General features: G+C 65.0%; 19 protein-coding genes. 10 read left to right on the top strand and 9 right to left on the bottom strand.

The window, feature by feature from the left end:
* Nucleotides 1-204: 204 nt before the first annotated feature.
* Entirely contained in the window at nucleotides 205-2,772 is a 2,568-nt protein-coding gene (locus tag ACTIFV_RS02230; RefSeq protein WP_138174587.1) for an AAA family ATPase, read from the bottom strand.
* Between the two features lie 638 nt (nucleotides 2,773-3,410).
* Here ACTIFV_RS02230 and ACTIFV_RS02225 point away from each other — a divergent pair.
* From ACTIFV_RS02225 to ACTIFV_RS02210, 4 genes are all read left to right on the top strand, one after another.
* Complete coding sequence (locus ACTIFV_RS02225; RefSeq protein WP_138174582.1) at nucleotides 3,411-4,430, top strand: PIN domain-containing protein; 1,020 nt, start codon at nucleotides 3,411-3,413, stop codon at nucleotides 4,428-4,430.
* 167 nt (nucleotides 4,431-4,597) lie between these two features.
* The gene (locus ACTIFV_RS02220) at nucleotides 4,598-5,992 is read left to right on the top strand and encodes a hypothetical protein (protein ID WP_138174580.1); all 1,395 of its coding nucleotides are present in this window, start codon (nucleotides 4,598-4,600) and stop codon (nucleotides 5,990-5,992) included.
* A gap of 227 nt (nucleotides 5,993-6,219) precedes the next feature.
* Complete coding sequence (locus ACTIFV_RS02215) at nucleotides 6,220-6,735, top strand: LD-carboxypeptidase (protein WP_138174578.1); 516 nt, start codon at nucleotides 6,220-6,222, stop codon at nucleotides 6,733-6,735.
* Nucleotides 6,732-7,076, top strand: coding sequence for a hypothetical protein (locus ACTIFV_RS02210; protein WP_138174576.1), 345 nt, complete (start codon nucleotides 6,732-6,734; stop codon nucleotides 7,074-7,076). The genes ACTIFV_RS02215 and ACTIFV_RS02210 overlap by 4 nt, the downstream gene beginning before the upstream one ends.
* Nucleotides 7,077-7,304: 228 nt before the next feature.
* On the opposite strand, the gene ACTIFV_RS02205 is transcribed toward ACTIFV_RS02210, so the two are convergent.
* Nucleotides 7,305-7,841, bottom strand: a complete 537-nt coding sequence (locus ACTIFV_RS02205; protein WP_138174574.1) for a CGNR zinc finger domain-containing protein — start codon at nucleotides 7,839-7,841, stop codon at nucleotides 7,305-7,307.
* A 48-nt stretch (nucleotides 7,842-7,889) separates the two neighbouring features.
* On the opposite strand from ACTIFV_RS02205, the gene ACTIFV_RS02200 reads away from it, so the two are divergent.
* On the top strand, nucleotides 7,890-8,552 hold the full coding sequence (locus tag ACTIFV_RS02200; protein ID WP_228480872.1) for a LysE family translocator: 663 nt from the start codon (nucleotides 7,890-7,892) through the stop codon (nucleotides 8,550-8,552).
* A gap of 236 nt (nucleotides 8,553-8,788) precedes the next feature.
* Complete coding sequence (locus ACTIFV_RS02195; RefSeq protein ID WP_212743497.1) at nucleotides 8,789-9,184, top strand: peroxiredoxin-like family protein; 396 nt, start codon at nucleotides 8,789-8,791, stop codon at nucleotides 9,182-9,184.
* A 722-nt stretch (nucleotides 9,185-9,906) separates the two neighbouring features.
* Here the strand turns inward: ACTIFV_RS02195 and ACTIFV_RS02190 are convergent.
* On the bottom strand, nucleotides 9,907-10,710 hold the full coding sequence (locus ACTIFV_RS02190; protein WP_138174624.1) for a sulfite exporter TauE/SafE family protein: 804 nt from the start codon (nucleotides 10,708-10,710) through the stop codon (nucleotides 9,907-9,909).
* A 120-nt stretch (nucleotides 10,711-10,830) separates the two neighbouring features.
* Here ACTIFV_RS02190 and ACTIFV_RS02185 point away from each other — a divergent pair, with 120 nt between their 5' ends.
* Complete coding sequence (locus ACTIFV_RS02185) at nucleotides 10,831-11,781, top strand: LysR family transcriptional regulator (RefSeq protein WP_138174572.1); 951 nt, start codon at nucleotides 10,831-10,833, stop codon at nucleotides 11,779-11,781.
* Between the two features lie 481 nt (nucleotides 11,782-12,262).
* Here ACTIFV_RS02185 and ACTIFV_RS02180 read toward each other — a convergent pair whose 3' ends face one another.
* The 4 genes from ACTIFV_RS02180 to ACTIFV_RS02165 all read right to left on the bottom strand — a co-directional run bounded on the left by ACTIFV_RS02180 (nucleotide 12,263) and on the right by ACTIFV_RS02165 (nucleotide 14,417).
* Complete coding sequence (locus ACTIFV_RS02180; RefSeq protein WP_212743496.1) at nucleotides 12,263-12,472, bottom strand: hypothetical protein; 210 nt, start codon at nucleotides 12,470-12,472, stop codon at nucleotides 12,263-12,265.
* Between the two features lie 18 nt (nucleotides 12,473-12,490).
* Nucleotides 12,491-12,670, bottom strand: coding sequence for a hypothetical protein (locus ACTIFV_RS02175; protein WP_212743495.1), 180 nt, complete (start codon nucleotides 12,668-12,670; stop codon nucleotides 12,491-12,493).
* 75 nt (nucleotides 12,671-12,745) lie between these two features.
* The gene (locus ACTIFV_RS02170; protein WP_138174570.1) at nucleotides 12,746-13,357 is read right to left on the bottom strand and encodes a LysE family translocator; all 612 of its coding nucleotides are present in this window, start codon (nucleotides 13,355-13,357) and stop codon (nucleotides 12,746-12,748) included.
* A 181-nt stretch (nucleotides 13,358-13,538) separates the two neighbouring features.
* The gene (locus ACTIFV_RS02165) at nucleotides 13,539-14,417 is read right to left on the bottom strand and encodes an AraC family transcriptional regulator (RefSeq protein ID WP_138174568.1); all 879 of its coding nucleotides are present in this window, start codon (nucleotides 14,415-14,417) and stop codon (nucleotides 13,539-13,541) included.
* Nucleotides 14,418-14,664: 247 nt separating this feature from the next.
* On the opposite strand from ACTIFV_RS02165, the gene ACTIFV_RS02160 reads away from it, so the two are divergent.
* Genes ACTIFV_RS02160 through ACTIFV_RS02150 form a run of 3 tightly spaced genes read left to right on the top strand, consistent with a single transcriptional unit; the run spans nucleotide 14,665 to nucleotide 16,719 of the window.
* Nucleotides 14,665-15,147: a GyrI-like domain-containing protein gene (locus ACTIFV_RS02160; protein WP_138174566.1), complete on the top strand. Its 483-nt coding sequence runs from the start codon at nucleotides 14,665-14,667 to the stop codon at nucleotides 15,145-15,147.
* Entirely contained in the window at nucleotides 15,134-15,964 is an 831-nt protein-coding gene (locus tag ACTIFV_RS02155; RefSeq protein WP_212743493.1) for a TrmH family RNA methyltransferase, read from the top strand. The genes ACTIFV_RS02160 and ACTIFV_RS02155 overlap by 14 nt, the downstream gene beginning before the upstream one ends.
* A gap of 8 nt (nucleotides 15,965-15,972) precedes the next feature.
* A complete protein-coding gene (locus tag ACTIFV_RS02150) occupies nucleotides 15,973-16,719 on the top strand; it encodes an rRNA methyltransferase (RefSeq protein ID WP_175987716.1) in 747 nt (248 codons plus the stop codon).
* Nucleotides 16,720-17,235: 516 nt separating this feature from the next.
* Here the strand turns inward: ACTIFV_RS02150 and ACTIFV_RS02145 are convergent.
* On the bottom strand, nucleotides 17,236-18,069 hold the full coding sequence (locus ACTIFV_RS02145) for an aldo/keto reductase (RefSeq protein ID WP_138173439.1): 834 nt from the start codon (nucleotides 18,067-18,069) through the stop codon (nucleotides 17,236-17,238).
* A gap of 16 nt (nucleotides 18,070-18,085) precedes the next feature.
* Nucleotides 18,086-18,862 carry an IclR family transcriptional regulator gene (locus tag ACTIFV_RS02140; RefSeq protein WP_252370903.1) on the bottom strand — a complete coding sequence of 259 codons (777 nt, stop codon included), beginning with the start codon at nucleotides 18,860-18,862 and terminating at the stop codon, nucleotides 18,086-18,088.
* Nucleotides 18,863-18,879 lie beyond the last annotated feature (17 nt).

Here is an 18,879-nt window from a genome sequence, read left to right as displayed (position 1 = left end):
CCTCAGGTGTCGCCAGTATCTCCTATACCGACGACACGGTGCCGCTTTGGCGGGCGGACGGGGGCTCGAGGAGGGCGAGGATGCGTGCGCCTGGGCACCCTCATCCGCCAGATGCCCTCGGCGGTATGTGGTCGGGGTCGGCAGCCCGGGGTACGTAGCGTTCTTGTCGAGGCCGGGGTCTCCTCCCACCCGAACGACGGCCAATCACGCGCCGGCGCTGAGGTACGCGGCTCTGGCCTCGCTCAACTCTGCCCAGTGCGCCTCGAGGCCGGCCAGAGTGGGGCTGACGTTCAGGGTGGGGAGCGGCTGGGAGTGTCCGTCGATGTAGCGGCAGGCTTCTTCGAACACGCGGTTCACAGTCTCGATAGCGGCAGGCAGGGCGGCCGTCTTGATGTTCGGTAGCGCGGTCATCCGCACGTTGGGCTGGTAACGCTGCGTCACCCCCTGCAGCAGCTCAGTTTCGGTGAACACCTCGCACCAGGCCCGGATCCAGTCGTAGCCGGTGCGTACGAGCGCGGCGCGCGCATCACCCTGCTGGGACTTGGCGGCCTGGATGGTCTCGTTGATGTTCTTCTTCAGATTGCTGATGCTGTCCCAGCGGGGCCCGGTAGCTCGGGTGACCTGCCCCTTGCCGTCCTCGTCGGTGATGTGGAAGTACGAGCATCGTTTGGACGCTGCCATCAGGTTCAGCAGTGTGGTGGCGAAGAAGATGTCGTGGGTGAACACGATCACCTGGGTCGTGTCGGCGAGTGCCGCGACACGCTGCGCGACCTCGTTGATGCGGCGATGATCGAGACTGGAGACCGGGTCGTCGAAGATCACCGGTGCGGTGATGCCGGCGAGGCGTGCTTCGGCGAGAAAGTCCGCCATCGCGAGAACCTTCTGCTCGCCCTCGGAGAGGACCTTCGACGGCTTGTGCTTGCCGGTGAGGACCTTGCGGCGGTGCGCTCGTCCCTGACGGCCCACGAACTCGACTTGAAGTTCGGGTGCACGGAGCGCGGTGCGTTCTTCGGCGAACAGCGCGTCGAAGCTTTCGTTGATCATCTGGTCGCTCGCGGTTTTGGCAAGGCCAGTGACCGCGCGTAGTAGCGCAGGCATGGGCTTGGCGAGCAGTGCGAGGCGGTCGGCTTGTTTCGCGTCGCGCACCTGTTGTTCGATGATCGCCCAGGACCGGGCGAGTTCGGCGGCAGCTTCGAGTTCGACCAGTTCCTTCTTCTTCTCAGCGAGTGTTTCCGCGCGCCGCGCGGCTTGTCCTCGCAGTTCCACCAGGGCGCCGCTGGTGGTCTCGAGTGCTTCGGTGAGGCCATCTGCGTCGGCGGCCACGTGAGCCAGGAGGTCGGCTGTGACGGGGGTGTTGTCGCGGAGGTGGTCAAGGAGCGCGGTGGCAGTGCTGAGCGTGCGTTCCAGCAGTGGCAAGAACACGGGCTGCGGGTTGCTCGTGGCGTGGTCGCGCGCGTAGGCGTCGACATCGCTGGTCCGGATGCCGAACACGGGTGAGGTCAGGGCGCTGAGCCGCCCCTTGGCGGCTTCGATGTCGCCGGCGATCTTTTCCTCGAGGAACTCGGAATACTTTCCGATCAGCGCCCGTGCCGGGTCACTGAGCGGTTGGCGGCAGTAGAGGCACCGGTCTGCGTCGTGCGCGTCGTGTGCGCTCAGGTGTGCTTCGTACTCCTCACCGGCCTGGATGAACCGGGTCCAGGTGTCGTCGGGGGCGGCGGGCAGGTCCGCCGCTTCGAACAGCGCCGCGCGGAAGGCTCGATACTCCTCCTGCAGGTACGCCAGGGCGGTGAGCTCGCTGCTGTACGTGGCGGGGCTGAACCGACCGAGAATCTGTGCGGCCGTGCTCGCCTCGGCTAGGACACGCTCGGCGCGTTGTTGCAGGGTGATCTCGGCGCTGATCGTGTCGGCCTCCAGCGCGGCCACGGTGCGGCGCAGTGTCCCGATGCGGGTATCAGCGTCGGTGTGGTGGTCGGCCATCGCCCTGAGCTGGTCCAGGTCTGTCGCGGCGCCGAGCGTCTCGATCAGCGGGTACACCGACGCCGCTCGCGGGAATCGGCCCAGCAGTCCTGTGGGGCCGGATCGCAGGTCGCTGATTGCCGCATCAATGCGGGCCTGGACGGCCTTGATTCCGGCGATGACGTGGTTGAACAAGGCAAGCGCGGCGGGGACGTACACATACTCGAGGTCTTCGTCGACATGGAAGCTCACCGATGGGCTGTCGAAGATCGAGATGCGCGTGAACGGGGCAACCCCCCGTTGCCCTGTCCAGGCGTACGTCTTCGCTTCCGCTCCGAGTTGGTAGCCGATCGTCGCGGACGGGGATTGCGGCGCCGTCGCCTCGATATCCCCGAGGATGACGTCCGCGGTGCGGCTGGCAGCAAGCGCTTTGAAGATTCTCGAGTACCCGGTCTTGCCGGTGCCGTTCTCACCGAACAGAATGGTGAGGCCCTGATGCGGTTCGATGACCCCACCACCGATCAGAGCGTTCACCCCCGCAACCTCTGACAGTGAGGTCACGGTCAAAGGTTCGAGCGCCTCGTCCTCCCCGTCGATCATCGCGAGCTGATCCTCGGTCGACAGTTCCCGGGCGTCCAGCGCCTTCTCTTGCCGGAACAGCGTGTACGCGTGGTCCTCTTCGTCGGAGTTGAGAGGGCCAGCTCCGGTGAGTACGACGCGCACGATGTACCGCACCCATTCGTCGGAACTGTTCGCCCACGCGCCAAGAAGCTGACGGGGGTCCACCCGTGTGTCCGCTTGCACCGCGTCCGTCATCGACCGACCTCCGTCGCGACAGCGGTGTCCATGGAACGCGCTGCTCACCGCCGACTCTATCGTCGCCCTGACAGGACGCCGAGCTGTGCGTCGCGCGGGCCGCTGGAGTTGGTGCGGGAGATGGGGCACGCTGATCGGATGACTGAACGAAACACCTGGCCACGCAACCGGTCGACGCTTCCTGGCGGTGGCCTGTCGACGCTTCCTGGTGGCGGCTTGTCCACCCTGCCGGGTGACGGGGCCTCTACGCTTCCCGGCGGTGGTCTGTCGACACTCCCAGGTGGTGGCCTGTCGACCCTTCCTGGTGGCGGTTTATCCACGCTCCCTGGTGGCGGTATGTCGACGCTTCCTGGCGGTGGTCTGTCGACGCTTCCCGGGGGCGGCTTGTCTACGCTTCCTGGCGGAGGTCTCTCCTCGCTGCCTGGGGGTGGGCTGTATGACGGTGCAGACCCGAACCCGTACCGCTCGAATCAGCCACCCATGACCCACTTCATCCCCTACCTCCGCCATCAGGGGCTGAACGATGTCGCCGATCTGCTGGCGCGTGCTCACGGGCTGAACCTGTAACGAATCACGAGCTCTGCTTCATCGGAGCGGCCCCACGTTCACCTTGACACTCCACCGGGTACCGTCGAGCTGTGTTCTTGCTGCTTGACGCCAACGTGATCGTCGGCAATCCGCTTCTGCGCGGGCGGCAGTGGGACGCCGTCGCGGATGCGGTCGCTTCCGAAGCGCTCGATCTTTATGTGCCCGAGCTTGCGGTCGATGAAGCCGTGGCACGGTACCGCGACAGTGCAGCATTGCGTGAACGCGAGGCGAAGAAGGCTCTCAAGACATGGCCGCCGAGGTCACGGGAACTCGTCCAGGAAGCCATCAACGCTTCAGAGTCCTTCGCCGCCGAGTACGAGAGTCTTCTGCGGGCGCGCCTCGAACAGATGGGTGCAGAGATCGTCGGCTACCCGGAGGTAGAGCATCGTGAGGTCGCGTTGCGGGCGATCTCACGGTCGGCACCGTTCGACAGGGAGGGCAACGGATACCGTGACGCGCTGCACTGGTACGTCTTTGTCGATCTGCTTCTCACGTGCGAACCCGAAGATCCGCACGCGTTTCTTCTGTCGGCTGACAAGCGTGCGTTCGGACCAGCGCGACGGCGCGAACTCTTGGCCGAGATCGAGAAACTCGATGTGGAGTGGGAGGTGAAGATCCTTGAAAGCATCTCCGATTTCAAGGTTCCCGGGCAGTTCCTCGATGACGAGGGCTCATTGGACTACGAGCAGGAGCGACAGCTTCACGACGCGGTACAGGATGCGGTGCTGGCAGGCGGAACACCCAAGGACTTCACTCACTCGCTGGCAGCGAAGACCGAGTTCGACGTTGCTGATGTGCTTGAAGTCTTGTTACTGGATGTGAACGTGGAAGGGGTGCAGATCGAGCGAAAGTCGCGCGATCTATGGATCAACTACACCGCCCAGGCAACGTGCCTCGTGAAGCTCGAGAGCGTCGAGATCCTCGACGAGGACGCCGGCGACTACGCCACCCATCGGGACACCGCCGTATGGGTCCTGGATCTCAGCGGCAATGCTTACTCGTCAGGGAACCGCATCGACGAGGTCGCCTCCCTGCGTCTCGACACCATCGAAGGAGACGCACCGGCATAGATCGAAGGAGACGCACCGGCATAGACAGTGGGCGGGTAGGAGCTACCTCGAGGGCCGCCGGCGCGGCCGCCGCTGTTCAGGTGGGGCGTGCATCTGATCGGCACTCGGCTGTCCTCGCTTTATGTCGGCGGCCTTCGCGGTTCGGCGGTGACGCTCGGCAAGTCATCATGGACTTCGTGTACCGACGCCGAGTGTTCGAGGTTGCAAATGAGCTCGGCGTTGACGTGCGCACCGTGCTCGACGCGCTGCGGAGCCTGGGTGAGGCGGAAGTGCGCCCTGAGGCGCAGCTGAGTGAGTCGCTCGCTCGCAAGGTGCGAGTGCATTTGAATGGTGGCGGGGCTGTGCCGGAGCGGCGGCGGGGTGTGGAGCCAGCGCGCCGCCGGTCGAGGTTTGCTCAAGGCATTCGGGAGCAGCATGACGACGCAATCCGTCGCGTCATCCCCACCATCGCGGCGGGCTTGACCGTTGCCGCTCGGCTGCCCGAGGGTAACGAAGTCATCGTCGCATTCCACAACCGTGACGCCGTCGCGCGGTACGGGTTCTGCACCCTGTCGGGCGGGCCGCTGCCACCCACTGTGCTCAACGCTTCGGATGCACGGAGGCTGTTGGCGCCGTTGCGGGACGTTGACCGCGACTATGTCGCTCGCGGGTGGACGCCACCCAATCTCTACATCGCCTTCGACCTCGCCCATCAACACGTCTGGCTAGGAAGGTCGCTGAAGACGATCGGGCATCCTGGTGAACGATTGGCTGCGGACTCGCTCGTGCGGGTGCCACCCCCTAGCGCCGGTGAACCGCCCCGCATCAACCCTCGCGCACAGCTCTTCACCGCCAACAAAGTGCCGTCCGTCGTCGCGGCGGTCGGCGAGGGGTCGGATCGTCCCGAAGAAGCGTTCCTCCTTCACGAAGAGCTTCTGCGTCTGGCTGTCGACAGCCTCGTCGACGCGGACGTTCTCGATCCGCTGCCCGTGCATATCAACGCGATCTGGTTCTTCGCGCGCCCGATCGTGATGCAGCGGGCGGGCGACAGCGACCGCCATGTCCGCGCGGTCTGGTACCGGCAGGGCGGCTCGATGTGGCGCATACGCACATACGTTGCTGGCGTTGCGGGATCCGGCGCGGTCAATGTCAAACAGGTCGGGCCGCAGCTGTCCGGCCGCGTGCCATTCGTCCCGGTCTGGGATGACACCCGACCGGAACAGAAACTGCTTGCCGCGGTGTGGGCGTTAATGGCCCAGGGCGGCATAACTGAGTCGGAACGCGTCACAGGCGTCGTCGTGCCCAGCGGCGAGCCGCAGGGCGAGCTGACGATCGTGCGCGTGCAAGCGGGCAGCGATCACGTATCCGTCTATCGAGAGGGGAGCGACGGCGAGCCGCCCGATCGTGCGGCCTGGTCGGTTCGCGGCCACTGGCGGCGACAGCCCTACCCCTCACTCGGGCTCGACGACGACGGCCACGTGCGCACCCGACTGATCTGGATCGCGTCGTATGTGAAGGGTTCCCACGGAGCACCAGTCGAACCCAAGGTAATCGTGGTCAGTTCAAGGCCGGGAGAGGCCTGAGGGCCGACACGACCGGCAGTTGAAGGTTCTCGATACGAGATGCCAATTCCACGAGGTCTTTCGAGCGAGTTGCGAATTGCAGTGTCGTGGGGACGTAATCGCCGCCGCCGCCGCTGCCCGCCGCCCGCCGCCGCTGGCGCGCCAGCCAAGGGGCCGCGTGTAGATACGCTCGAAGTGGGCGTATTCTCCGACGAACGGGGCCGCGGTGCGGGAGTCTGGTCTAATCGGTGGATGGTCGCAGCTTCGTTGAAGCCGTTCCCAAAGTCCGTCCGGGTGATCGTGTCGCCGTGATCTCGCCGGCATTCGCCGCCCCAGCGATTTCGCCCGTTCTCCACGAGCAAGCGATGCGGCGTCTGAAGGAGGCGACCGGGTTCATCCCGGTCGAGTACCCCACGACGCGGCAACTCGGCGCGAGCGCGGAAGCCCGTGCGGCAGACGTGAACGCGGTGTTCGCGGATCGGAGCATTCGCGCGGTGCTGGCCGCCATCGGTGGTGATGACCAGATCACTGTCATTCCGCACTTCGATGCCGCCGTGATCGCGGCGAACCCGAAGCCGTTCCTCGGGTACAGCGATAACACGAACCTGCACAACCTTCTTTGGAACCTCGGCGTGCGGAGCTTCTACGGTGGATCCGGTCGACCTCGTCTACCCGTTCACGGGGAGGTGGCTCGTGCAGAACAGTCCGGCGAACCACGACCGACTCTGACCAGTCGCTCGCCTGTGCGCATCACGGAAGCATGACGTCCCCGGTTCGGTTCACCGAGCTCGCTGGGTGGACGCCGCAGCCCTACCGCTCCGTGTTCGTCTGGGTCGCGTTCGAGGAGCGCCTCGTCGCGACCGGCGAGAGGTACGGTCCCGACGATCACGCGGGAGTCTGGACGGCGGACGGGTTCCTGTCGCGGTGGTCCAGTCGGCTCGTCGATCAGGGATGGGAATGGATGGCTCCGCTCATCCGCCGACTCGCGGACGGCGAGGACCCGGAGCACGTGCGCACGGACGCGCTCCATGAGTACGCCGCTCGCCACGACGGCGCGGAACCGAACGTGACCATCTGGAACCTGGGCGTCGACCGACTCCGGTGAGGGCGAGTCAGCCGCGTTGCCGCCCCGCTCGTGGAGCCACGGCATGCGACGTTGGTGCCGTACTTTCCCCGGCGTCGGCGCCTTCCTCGAGGAGGTCGAGAGGCGTAGTTCCGTTTCTGAGCGGGCCAGCGGGAGGCGACGATGCCGCTACCGGCGTGTGGGATCCGGTGCTGCTGGCGATGAGGCTCATTGCGATGTGGGTGGCCGGGCGTAGTCAGGTCTCCATGTTCACGCGTGTCGCGCGCGGTGCCGACGTACTGCAGCGCGGTTGGCGCAGCGGACGCTGCAGTACCGCTGGCGGCCGTTGCGCGTGACGTCTACCACGACGTTGTGGCACGGGTCACCCGGGACTTTGCCGGCGTCGCATCGGTGAAGGCGGTGCATTCCCCGCGTTGTCAGGTGGAGTGCGGTGCCGACGCTGATGACGGCCTCCAGCACATGCGGCAGGGCTTGGTCTTGGTCTCGATAGTGGAGGTGCCAGCCTTCATCATGGTGGTCGGTTAGGCGCGGGTAGGCGGCCGCCTCTGCGAGGTGTTGGTTGAGGAGGTCGGCGCGTCGTTGCGGCAAAGGTTCATCAACGACTTCGAGCCATCGGTCGATTACCCTGCGGACACCGGTGTAGTCGTCCGCTTGCGGATTCGCGAACGGCGTCTGCATCCCATAAGACTCCGCACGGTCGACAATGCCCGCTCGATCTTCGGGCCAGTCGTTTGCCAGTGACGCGGCGAGCAGGACCGCGTACTCGCCGTAAGGGTTGAGATGCATAAGGGCATTACATCACACTGGAACGTGAATCGTTGGAAGGAACTGACTATGACGGTGCTGGGTACTGGACTCCCGTGGGCCGCGGTCGGCGGGATGGGGTTGGCGGCGTTGGTGATGGTGCTCACGCCTGGGCCGAACATGATCTATCTCGTGTCGCGCAGTATCGCTCAGGGGCGAATCGCAGGTCTGGTCTCGCTGGCGGGGACGGGCGTGGGATTCCTCACCTACATGACGATGGCGAACCTGGGGCTCAGTGTCGTGTTCGTTGTGGTTCCGTGGCTCTACATCGGTCTGAAGGCCGCAGGAGTGCTGTACCTCGCCTGGCTCGCGTTCAAGACGTTCCGCCCAGGAGGGACAGGACTGTTCGAACCCGGACCGCTCACCCGCGATACGCACGGGAAGCTCTTCCGGATGGGGCTGTTTACCAACCTGCTGAATCCGAAGGCGGCGGTGATGTACCTGGCGATCATCCCGCAGTTCATCGACACATCGCACGGCAACCCGATTGCGCAGGGGTTCACGCTCGGCACAGTCCAGATCACTGTCAGCGTGATCGTCAACGCAGCAATCGTGCTGGCCGCCGGGACGATCGCAGGATTCATCGGAACCCGCCCGTCCTGGCTCAAGTGGCAGCGCCGCATCACCGGCAGCCTTCTTGCCGCGGTCGCCGTCATGCTGGCCAGGGAAGTTCCCCAGGCTGCCCGCGCGTAGACAACCTGCAGGTGGTCGCGCGCGTGTGGCCAGCGCGCCAGCCATCGCAGCGCCGATGTAACCTGAAATGGACGAATCCGTTCAACCGATTCGTTGCGACATCGACTGATCGCTCTCGCGGCACACGTCGTGAGTGCCACGTGCGCACGAGCGCCGACGACGGCAACCCCGTACATCAGAAGCCGAGGGCGTGGACAGCTGAGCGTGTATGTCAACGGCCGCAGAATGGGAGCGAGATGAACCTGCGGGAAGAGCTTCTGCGTGTCTACGAGGACGCGCGGTCCAACCGGTCCTCCGAGGAGAACGAGACGACGGATCGTGCGGCTGCGGAGCTCTTCGACGCCGGTACGGCAGACCGCGCGAAGGCCGTCGGAGATGTGGCGCCGGTGTTTTCTCTCCCCAGCGCCACTGGCGAAACGGTGACCTTGAGTGATCTGCTTGAGGATGGCCCCGTGGTGCTGAGCTTTTACCGAGGCAGCTGGTGCCCGTATTGCAATCTCGAGCTGCGGGCGCTTCAAGCGAACATCATGGAGTTCAAGGCGCGCAACGCGCGGCTCGTTGCGATCTCGCCGCAGGTGCCTGACGAGTCATTGTCGACCGCTGAGAAACACAGCCTCACTTTGACGTTCTGAGCGACGTGGGGGCCACTGTCTCCCAAAGCTACGGCCTGTCCTTCGTCATTCCTACGGAGCTGGCTGCGCTCTACGAGCGACGAGGTCACGATCTCATCCGTCGAAACGGTGGCGATGGTCGAACGCTTGTGATCCCCGCGACCTATGTGATCAGGCAGAGCGGGTCTATATCGTGGTCGTTCGTGGACAGCGACCACACCAGACGTGCGGAACCGCGGGACATCATCGCAGCGCTCGATGCGATCCGCTGACTGCTGCAGAGGCGACGGACGGAGGAGTCACGCGCCTCTCGTGCGACCGTGCGCGCTGCGACGCAACTCCCGGCTGGTTGTGGACGGAGATCGGTCATGCAGCGCGGCGATCTCCGTTGGCCGCGCACCTCGGCTCGCGAGATCGCGATCAGAACGCGCTCCTCTTCGAAAAGAAGCCTCGAGGAGATGGGGAGAAGCGAAAGCGGGCCAGGGCTGTGGCACGACCTTCACCGCGCTATCCTTGCGCCGCACCGCGGTGCCATCGCGCCGGGGGTACGCGGCCGTCCGCATCGCGCCGACCTCGCGGGCGGCGGCCGCCAGCGGCTGCACTGAGCGAGCAACTCCGTGAACCGGTTCCACGTCAACGAGTTCGGCCTACGCCCGGGGCCCGGACGGGCAGATCGATCGTCGCGTGCCGGGGTGATTCCGGCGCTGACATCTGGCTCGACCGTTCCTGCCGACCGAGGGTGGTCAATGGCTTAAGACCGTTGCCGTGACGGTGGTGATGCCGACGATGACGACGAACCCGCGGAACAGGCCTGCGGGGAGTCGTCTTGCGAACCTGCCGCCGACCAATCCTCCCAGGATCGAGCCGAGAGCAACGAGGGCGACGATGGGCCACGAGATCAGTTCTGGTGAGACGAAGATGAAGACCGTGGCGGCGATGATGTTGACCGCGGCGACGCTGGCGTTCTTCACGGCGTTGAGTTCTTGCATCAGCAACGTCGTCGTGATCCCGAGCAGGGCGACGAGGAGGATCCCCTGCGCTGCACTGAAGTAGCCACCATAAACTCCGAGCAGGAACGCGCCGACCACGGAGGCGACTTTCGAACCTCGGCGAGGGAATGGCGTCGCGTCGACGTCGTCGGTTGCCGCCACGCGGCCGATGCGGTTCTTGATGGCGGGTCCGCTGAGTACCAGAAGCGTACCGATACCAATCAGCCAAGGGATGACGGCAGCGAAGATGTCGGCGGACAAGTGCAGGAGGAGGAGCGCGCCGGTGACGCCGCCGGCGCTGGATGAGGGAAGCAGTAGGCGAGTAACGCGGTAGTGTGCGCGCAGCTCGCGTCGGTAGACGAATACCCCCGACAGGCTGCCGGGCACGATGCCGACCGTGTTCGCCATCGTCGCCGTCAACGGCGGAAACCCCAGCAGAACGAGGATGGGGAAGGACGCCAGTGTCCCCGCGCCTACGACGACGTTCAGACCTCCTGCAAGGAAGCCTGCGCCGACGACCGCCGCTCCTCGCAGAAGCGGCGCGATTTCTATCAGCACGTTGGCCTCCTCCTCGCCCGGGTCACAAGATGTCCCGGAGGCCTTCAAGGCTTCCAAAAGTGCGCTGGACGCAGGTTGATAGAATCGGAAGGGATGTACGCGAAATCCGAAAGCTAGTTCGTGGCGCCCAACTTGCGGGATCTGGAGCTGTTCGTCGCGATCATCGACGCCGGCTCGATCACGGCGGGCGCCCGCGCCGTGGGGGTCTCGCTGTCGTCGGCCAGCAGCCGGATCGCTCTACTGGAACGGCAAGAGCGAGTCGAGCTGTTGTCGCGTCGACGAGGTGGGATCGTGCCGACCACGGCCGGCACGACCCTGGCGATACATGCCCGTGCCCTTCTCGAACGTGCTGATGAACTGCGGCAGGCGATGGACGGGCTGCGCGGGGACTCTGCCCACGAGATCCGGCTCGCCAGCAACACATCAGCCGTCGATACCTTGACCGAGTTCCTGGCCGCGACTCTCGCACGATTCCCTACGATGCGGATCGCGGTGGTCGAGACAAGCAGCGTCGAGGTCGCGTCTCGGGTCCGCGAGGGGGGTGCTGACCTCGGGATCGTTTCCCTCCCACCGACGGGCGACGGTTTGATCGCTCGTGAGTTATGGGCGGATCCCCTTGTCGTCGTTCGTGGCTCGGTGTTCCGCGGAGACGACGTGGCTCCTTCCTTCGAGGAGGTGATGCGGGGGCCGCTGATCGGGTTGCCAGCGGCAAACCCGCTTCAGACACTCATCGACGAGCAGGCGCGCATCCTCGGTGTGTCACCGGCGTACCGCGTGCGGTTGCCAACCCTCAACGCGGTGTACGCCGTCGCCAGCACTGGGGCTGGCGCGGCGATCGTCCCGTATGGGACCGTCAGCCGCTCTCCCACACTGCCTGCTGCCATACATCCGGTGGCAGAGGAATGGGCCGACCGCCGCGCACTCCTCATCACTCGGTCTACCTACGTTCCGTCCCCCGCGCAGCAGGAGTTCATCGACGCGCTTCTGCGCTACCGGGATGAAGTCGATGTCACCGAGCCGCTCGGAGTCGTCATCCTCGGCTCGCCCCCTGAGCAAGCCCGCCGCGGGTAGCGAACCCGATACGAGATCCACCCCGGTCGGTGATAGAGCTGTACGCCAAGCTCGGAAAGGACCTCGGCACCAGTTAGTGAGCGTTGCCGAGCGTAACGACTCGCTGGCGCAGCGCGGCAAGATTCCGGCTGGCCCAAGCAACCCAGACCGCACCGAGAGCGTCTGTTACTGGAATGCAAGGTCGGCTACCGATCGGCGATCCTCCCCTCACCCCCTCCGAACGGGAGCAGATGCTCAGCGCACCGATGTTGTTGACGACCACGAGTGCATGGAACAACGCGCGTAGGCAGTCTGCCGTGGCCCGTGCCAATTCCACTCATCGTGGCCGGATTCATATCCGGAGCCCGCGACGATGATCGTGAAGCAAATGGCCGACACCACGAGCGCCACAATGACGGGCACGAGCGCCCTGAACTATCGATAACAACTCGTGGGCGCAGCGAGGACCCCGGCGTTCACGTCCGGCGCTGTCAGAGCTCGATCACGTACTTGACTCCGCGTGAGCGGCCGCCGGCGCCAAGCCGTCGGGCACGCGCGCGACGTGGGCACTGGTCACGAGAACCTTCTCCGCCCAGGTGCCGCTGCCACCGGGCAGGGGCGCCTCGTGGACGAGGTCGAACACGGCGATGGGAATCGCGTAAGCGAGTGAGACGGCGTTGCACAGGTCGACGAGCGGGTGGATCGAGGGCAATTCCCCGTCGCTCTTGAATCAGCGTGGCAGCGCTTCCGACGCGCACCGGTACTGGGTGGGTTTGAGTCCCATCTGACTGAATGCGCGCCGCCAGGCGACGATCTCGGGGAACTCGCTCTCCGGTCGTTCGGAGAGGCGCATGGAGGCCCGCTCGCGGAATGGTGCCGCGGTCGCCGAGACGTCCGCCGTGTCGGTCACGCCATCGAGGGTGAGTGTCGCGACGGCGAGCTGAGGGAAATGAGCGCGCAGCGCCGAGTCATGAACTGAGCTGCATCAGCGGGTTTCGAGGGCGAGACGGCCGGCGAGCAGCCCATACGTGCCCGCGAAGGTGCGACGCAGCCACGCCATGACCTTCGGGCGCGTGATGACCTGGTTGCGCATCCCCGCGGCGAACACCCCATACAGCGCAAACACGACGAACGTCAACGCCATAAACACAAGGCTGAGCCAGATCATGTGCCACGTGCCTTTCGCCTCGCCCGCGGGAACGAACTGAGGGAGGAACGCGAAGAAAAAGATGGTCAGCTTCGGATTAAGCAGGTTGATGAGCACGGCGGTACGGATGACCCGCCAGAACGAAACCGGGGCGGGGTTCGCGTCGCCGTCGATCATCGTCTTGTCGCGGAATGTCTGCCAGGCGAGGTAAAGCAGATAGGCGACACCGAGCCACTTGATCGTCTGGAACGCGATCGCGGAGGCATTCAGGATCGCGGCCAGTCCGGTGATCGCGGCCACCATGTGAGGGATGACCCCGAGGGTGCAGCCGAACGCCGCAATAATGCCAGCCTTTGCGCCGCGGGAGAGCCCAGCGGCGATCGAGTAGACGGCGCCGGTGCCGGGGGTGGCGACCACCACGAGGGTGGTCAGCAGGAATGCAATGCTCATCGTCGTCCTTCGAGAGTCGTTGCTTCCGCACAGTACCGCGTCCGCGTAATCCCGAAATACACGAGCGATCAGCCGAAGACGAGCGAATCGCCCAGATGGACACCGTGTAGACATTCGTCCGCGAGATCGGGATGGCATGAAGTCGCGCCCCTCGGGTAGCGAGGTCATGGTCGTGTCGCGGTTACACGTCATCACGCTGGCGGACGATCGGCAGCCACAACTCCGTCGTCGCGGAACGGAAGTCTTCAGCGCGATCGAGGATCGCGACGATCGAGGGGCCTGGTCGCAGCAGCCACGGGTTCGACGGAAACCACTCGGATGCCGATGCCGCATACGTCTCCTGCAGAGCCGCGGGATATGGTCCAGATGCCCGGAACACAGCCCACGTGCCGGCAGGAACCTCGATCACGTCGAGTCCTTCCGGCGTGGTCGTCGCGGCGTCCCGGGCAACGCCGTGCAGATAGGTCAGTGTGCTTCCCTCGGTGTAGTCGGAATCGACATCTGCGCTTATCTGAAGCAGTCCGTGAGGATCCGTGTTGCCGAGCGCCGTCAGTCGCGCGTGCTCGTGCGCCGGCAGAGAAGCGACGTGCGCTTGGATGTGAGGATTCGCGCTCCGGTGGATGAGCGGAACGCGTGCAGCATGGCCGACGAGCCGGAACGCGGGTCGATCCACGATACGCGTGTCCATCGACGTGGCGCCGTGGACAGTCAGTCGCAGCGTGAGTTGCGGCTGTGACCGAAGCGGGCCGCCGTTCGTCCGCACCTCGATAGGCGCCGCACCGTGGACCGCCCGGAACGCACGTCCGAATGCCTCGGCCGAGCCATAACCAAATCGAACCGCAACCTGGAGAAGCGGATCGCCCGCGATGACGTCGGCCGCGGCGACCGTCATCCGCCGACGCCGCACATACTCGGACAACGGCATGCCGACAAGCGATGCGAACATCCGCCGCAAGTGGTACTCCGTGGTGCCGAAGGAAGCAGCCAGCGCACCGATGTCGAGGTCGTCGGACAGATCCGCTTCGACGACCTCGATGAGCCTGTTGAGCTCACTGATCACACAAGCCTCCCTTCATTCCAATTCTGCTTGCCGGGGTGCAGTGGTTTGTCCGAACGTGCGACTCCGATCCGAGCGGGCCGGCTCGTGACGGCCGGCGACGTCCGACGACACGCAACACCACACACCATCAGGCGTCCCGGGCGCCTTCACCCGACTTGATCGGTCTCCAATTGTCGGGCGCTGGACCCGGCGTGACGAACACCCTGGAAATCGTCTCGCACCACGAGAGTCCAAGCTGAAGGGAAGCATGTTAGACGCCCGTATCGTCGAGCGGACGGCCTTCCGCCTGATCGGTTACGCCGCGTGCGTCCCGGTCGTGTCGGAATTCCGGAATCCTCATGTCGAGGCACACATCACGGCGCTGTCTGCGGAGAACGTGGAGCGGCTCCGAGCACTGGGCTGCTCGGAGCCCTCGGGTCTGCTTCAGGTGAGTACGGAGGTCGACGCCGACTACGCAGTGAACAGTCGGTTCACGTTCATGGTCGGTGTCGCCCTCGATGCGGCTCCGCCCGCACCTGAGCGCCTCGATGTGATCGAGGTTCCTGCCGGCAAATGGGCGGTGTTCCGCACGGGCGCTCCTTTTGCGTCGGCCTGGATGGACATTGTCAGCGAGTGGTTTCCGTCACACCCGTGGCGCCTGCGTCCGGGGCCGTCGATCGTCACTGAGCGCCGACCAGGCGAGCAGCGCGCCGCAACCGCCGAGGTCTGGATTCCCGTTGAACGCGCGTAAGCCAACTCTGCGCGTCTCCCGGCCGAACGCAAGATTCCAACAGTGGGAAGCTCTGCTCCACAACCGCAACAAGCGCCAGCGGGCCGGCGAGTTCATCGTGCAGGGTGTGCGCCCCATCAGCCTCGCACTCGAGCGGGGCTGGCCGATCCGCGCAGTCCTCTATGACGCGGATCGGCCGCTGTCGCGGTGGGGTGCACAGGTTATCGAAGGATCAGGAGGCGAGCGGGTAGCCGTCGCGGCTCAGCTGCTGCATCAGTTGAGCGACCAAGACGACGGCTCCCCCGAGCTGATCGCCGTAGCCGCCGTGCCGGACGATCAGCTGTCTCGCATACCTATGGGGCCGTCGTTCCTCGGGATGGCATTCGACCGCCCCTCCCTGCCCGGCAACATCGGCACGATCATCCGTTCATTGGATGCCTTCGGCGGGTCGGGCCTGATCGTCACCGGACACGGCGCAGATCCGTACGACCCCAGAGCCGTCCGCGCCTCCACTGGGTCGCTGTTCGCGGTGCCGGTGATCCGACAACCATCTCATCAACCACTGGTGACCTGGGTACGGGAGCAACGCGCTGCGGGCATCCCCCTCACGATCGTCGGAACCGACGAGAACGGGTCCGACGACATCGCCGACGTGGATCTGACAGGCCCCGTCCTGCTCGCGATCGGCAATGAGAACGCCGGACTCAGCGCGGGATGGCGCGATGCGTGCGATGTCGTCGCACGCATCCCCATCGGCGGCGCCGCCAGCTCGCTGAACGCTGCCAACGCGGCATCGATCGCTCTCTACGAGGCCGCGCGCCAGCGCGGACGGGCATAGGCACGCGAATGGCCTACCGCTACGCCGTCACGCGAGAGAGTTACGCCGACCTCTCCGGCGGCGTGCTCCACTCTGCCCCCGGGTTCCCCGCCTTCCCCGCACGCCTCGCCAGCGAGATGTTCCAGCGAGCATTGGCGCTCACCCCGAACCCCACCGCCCAGGTATGGGATCCATGCTGCGGCAGCGGCCACCTCCTCACCACTCTCACACTCCTGCATAGAGACAGAATCACCAGCGTCCTCGGCTCCGACGTCGATCACGCGGCGCTGGAACTCGCCCGGAAGAACCTCGCCCTTCTGAGCAAGCACGGCATGACCGCCCGCGCGAATGAACTGCAGGCCCGCGCCGAGCGCCTGAGCAAACCCGCCTACCTCGATGCCGCCGCCGCTGCACAGCGACTCGCTCGCCGGCTCGCGTCAGGCGACGGCTCATTCGACTACAACATCGCACCAGCCGACGTCTTCGACCCCGCACAACTCCGGCGCGCGTTGAACGGGCGACGCCCCAATGTCGTGGTCACCGATATCCCCTACGGCGAGCAGACAGCGTGGCACGGACCGGATGCTGCACGAGGCCTCGACGGCATGCTGAATTCGCTGGAAGAGGTACTCGACGAGGGAACCGTGATCGCAGTGACGACCCGCGCCCGCAAGGTGCGCCTAACCGGCCCCCGGCGACCTCTCGCATGGTTCCGAATCGGAAGCCGAGCAGTCATCCTCTGCCGCATCGCCAGCCGACTCCAGCATCGAGTTTGAATCTTCCGTGTAGCTCGTCAGCATTGTTCCTTCGGGCAGAAAATTCGTGGGGCTGCATAGAGCCCGGTTACAGCGTTGAGCACTGTCTTGGTTCCGACCGTACTGGCCGGCGACGTTGTTGGAAGCTAGCAGCGATTATCGCCCAAGCACCATCGGACCACGGATCAGATCGGCTACGCAGCGAAGTGTTCTTCGTAAAGGATCCCCTCACGGCCGAAGCGGCGTTTGCAGATCTTCCCGAAATGCGCGAGGGCGTCGACGCGATGGCAATCGGGCCGGGTGTCCTGTACTTCTCGCGGGTAGCCGCGCAAGCGACCAAGACCCGCGTTCAGCGCGTACTCGCTATGCCGATGTTTCAACAGATGACAGTCCGAACCTGGCGCGTAACTACACGGCTGCTCGAACTGCTCGACAACGGTTAGCCTCCGCACGCATCCCGAAATTGATCGTTTCCGGATTCGACGTGATCGCTCGGCCCCTGAAACTTGAAACGCGATCGAGTCAGGGAGAAACGCGCTAATGTCCGTTCTCTTTTGAGTCGGAATCTCGTGCCGCTGATTCACCGCGATCGAGGTTCCTCAGCTCCGCAAGGTCGTCGTGAGTGAGGTTGAAATCGAAGATCTGCGCGTTCTCCCGCAGCTGTCTGGGGTCGTCCGCGCGCGGAATCGGGACGATGTTGTGCTGCACATGCCACCGCAACAACACCTGCGCGGGGGTGCGACCGACCCGGTCTGCGATGTCTACCACGACGGGATGTGTGAGCAAGGGGCCGCCGCGCCCGAGCGGACTCCAGGCCTCGGTCACGATGCCCCACCGCTTGTGCAGATCACGGATATCGTCGCGCGCCAGGTCGGCACTCAGTTGGATCTGGTTGACGTCGGGCACGCGTCCGGTAGCGGCGACGATCCGTTCCAGATGTGGTCGTTTGAAGTTTGAGACGCCGATCGCCCCGACCCGCCCCTGCTCGACGAGTCTTACAAGACCCCGCCAGGCCGCAACGTAGGTGTCGAGCCAAGGCACTGGCCAGTGAATGAGGAATAGATCGAGGTAGTCGAGCCCGGTCCGTCTGAGGCTCTCGTCATAGGCGCGCTGGACACCATCTACGCTGTGATTCTCCTTGTTGAACTTGCTGGTGACGAAGATCTCCTCGCGAGCGATCCCGCTCTCTCGGATCGCCGCGCCAACCGGGGCCTCGTTGAGGTACTTGTGAGACGTGTCGATCAGTCGATAGCCGATGTCGAGCGCCAGCGCGACCATCTCGTGCACCGCGTCGCCCTTGAGCGGCCACGTGCCGAGACCCAGACGCGGAATCGAGTGTCCGTGGAGGAGCGGGATCGGGGCGGGGTTCACTGGAGCACCCCCGTGATTAGCCCAACGCCTCGCTCAACCGCATCGAGGCGTCCTTGAGTGCTCGCCCGAAGGTCGCGACTTTCGAGACCGGAAGACGATGGACTGGGGCAGCGAGGTTGATGGCGAGATTGATGCCTGCTGAGTTCGCGACCGAGACTGCGACCGATGCCACACCGTCCTCGCTCTCCTCGCGGTTCGTCGAGTAGCCCTGGCGCCGAACGGTTTCGAGTTCCTTCTCGAGGTCCGCAAGGGACTGAACGGTATGCGAGGTCACCGCGGGGAGTGAGTCCGTTGGAAACAAGCGCCCGAGCTGTTCTGTCGGCAGGCTGGCAAGCATCGCCTTGCCGGTCGAGGTCGCGTACGCCGGGATCTCCCGTCCGAGGCGTGAGGCGACGCGGACTGCCGCCGCCGGCTCGGACGCCGCGATGAAGCGGACGTTCGCGCCTTCGAGGGTGCCGAGATGGCTCGTCTCGCCCATCGAGGAACTGAGATCCTCGAGGATCGGCTGCGCCAGGCGCGGAAGATCCATGCGCCGGAAAATTGAGAAGGCCACGCTCGTGAGTGTCGGACCCGGACCGTAGGTCTTCGTGCGCGGATCCTGACGGGCGAATCCGCGCCAGATGAGCATTGCGAGGATGCGGTGCGCCGTCGAAGACGCCACCCCGAGTTCGGCGCTGACGTCGGTCAGCCTTACCTCCGTACGCTCGCCAAGAAGGATGAGCAACCGCAGTGCGTTGTCCACTGACTCGATCGGGTATTGGGGCGCTACACCGTCGCCGGGCGATTTCTGCACAACAGAAATCGTATCGC

The organism is Microbacterium sp. (genome assembly GCF_051860965.1).
In the GTDB taxonomy this organism is placed as follows: domain Bacteria; phylum Actinomycetota; class Actinomycetes; order Actinomycetales; family Microbacteriaceae; genus Microbacterium.
The sequence above is the reverse complement of the archived record's forward strand: the minus strand, read 5'-3'. Positions and strand labels throughout refer to the sequence as shown.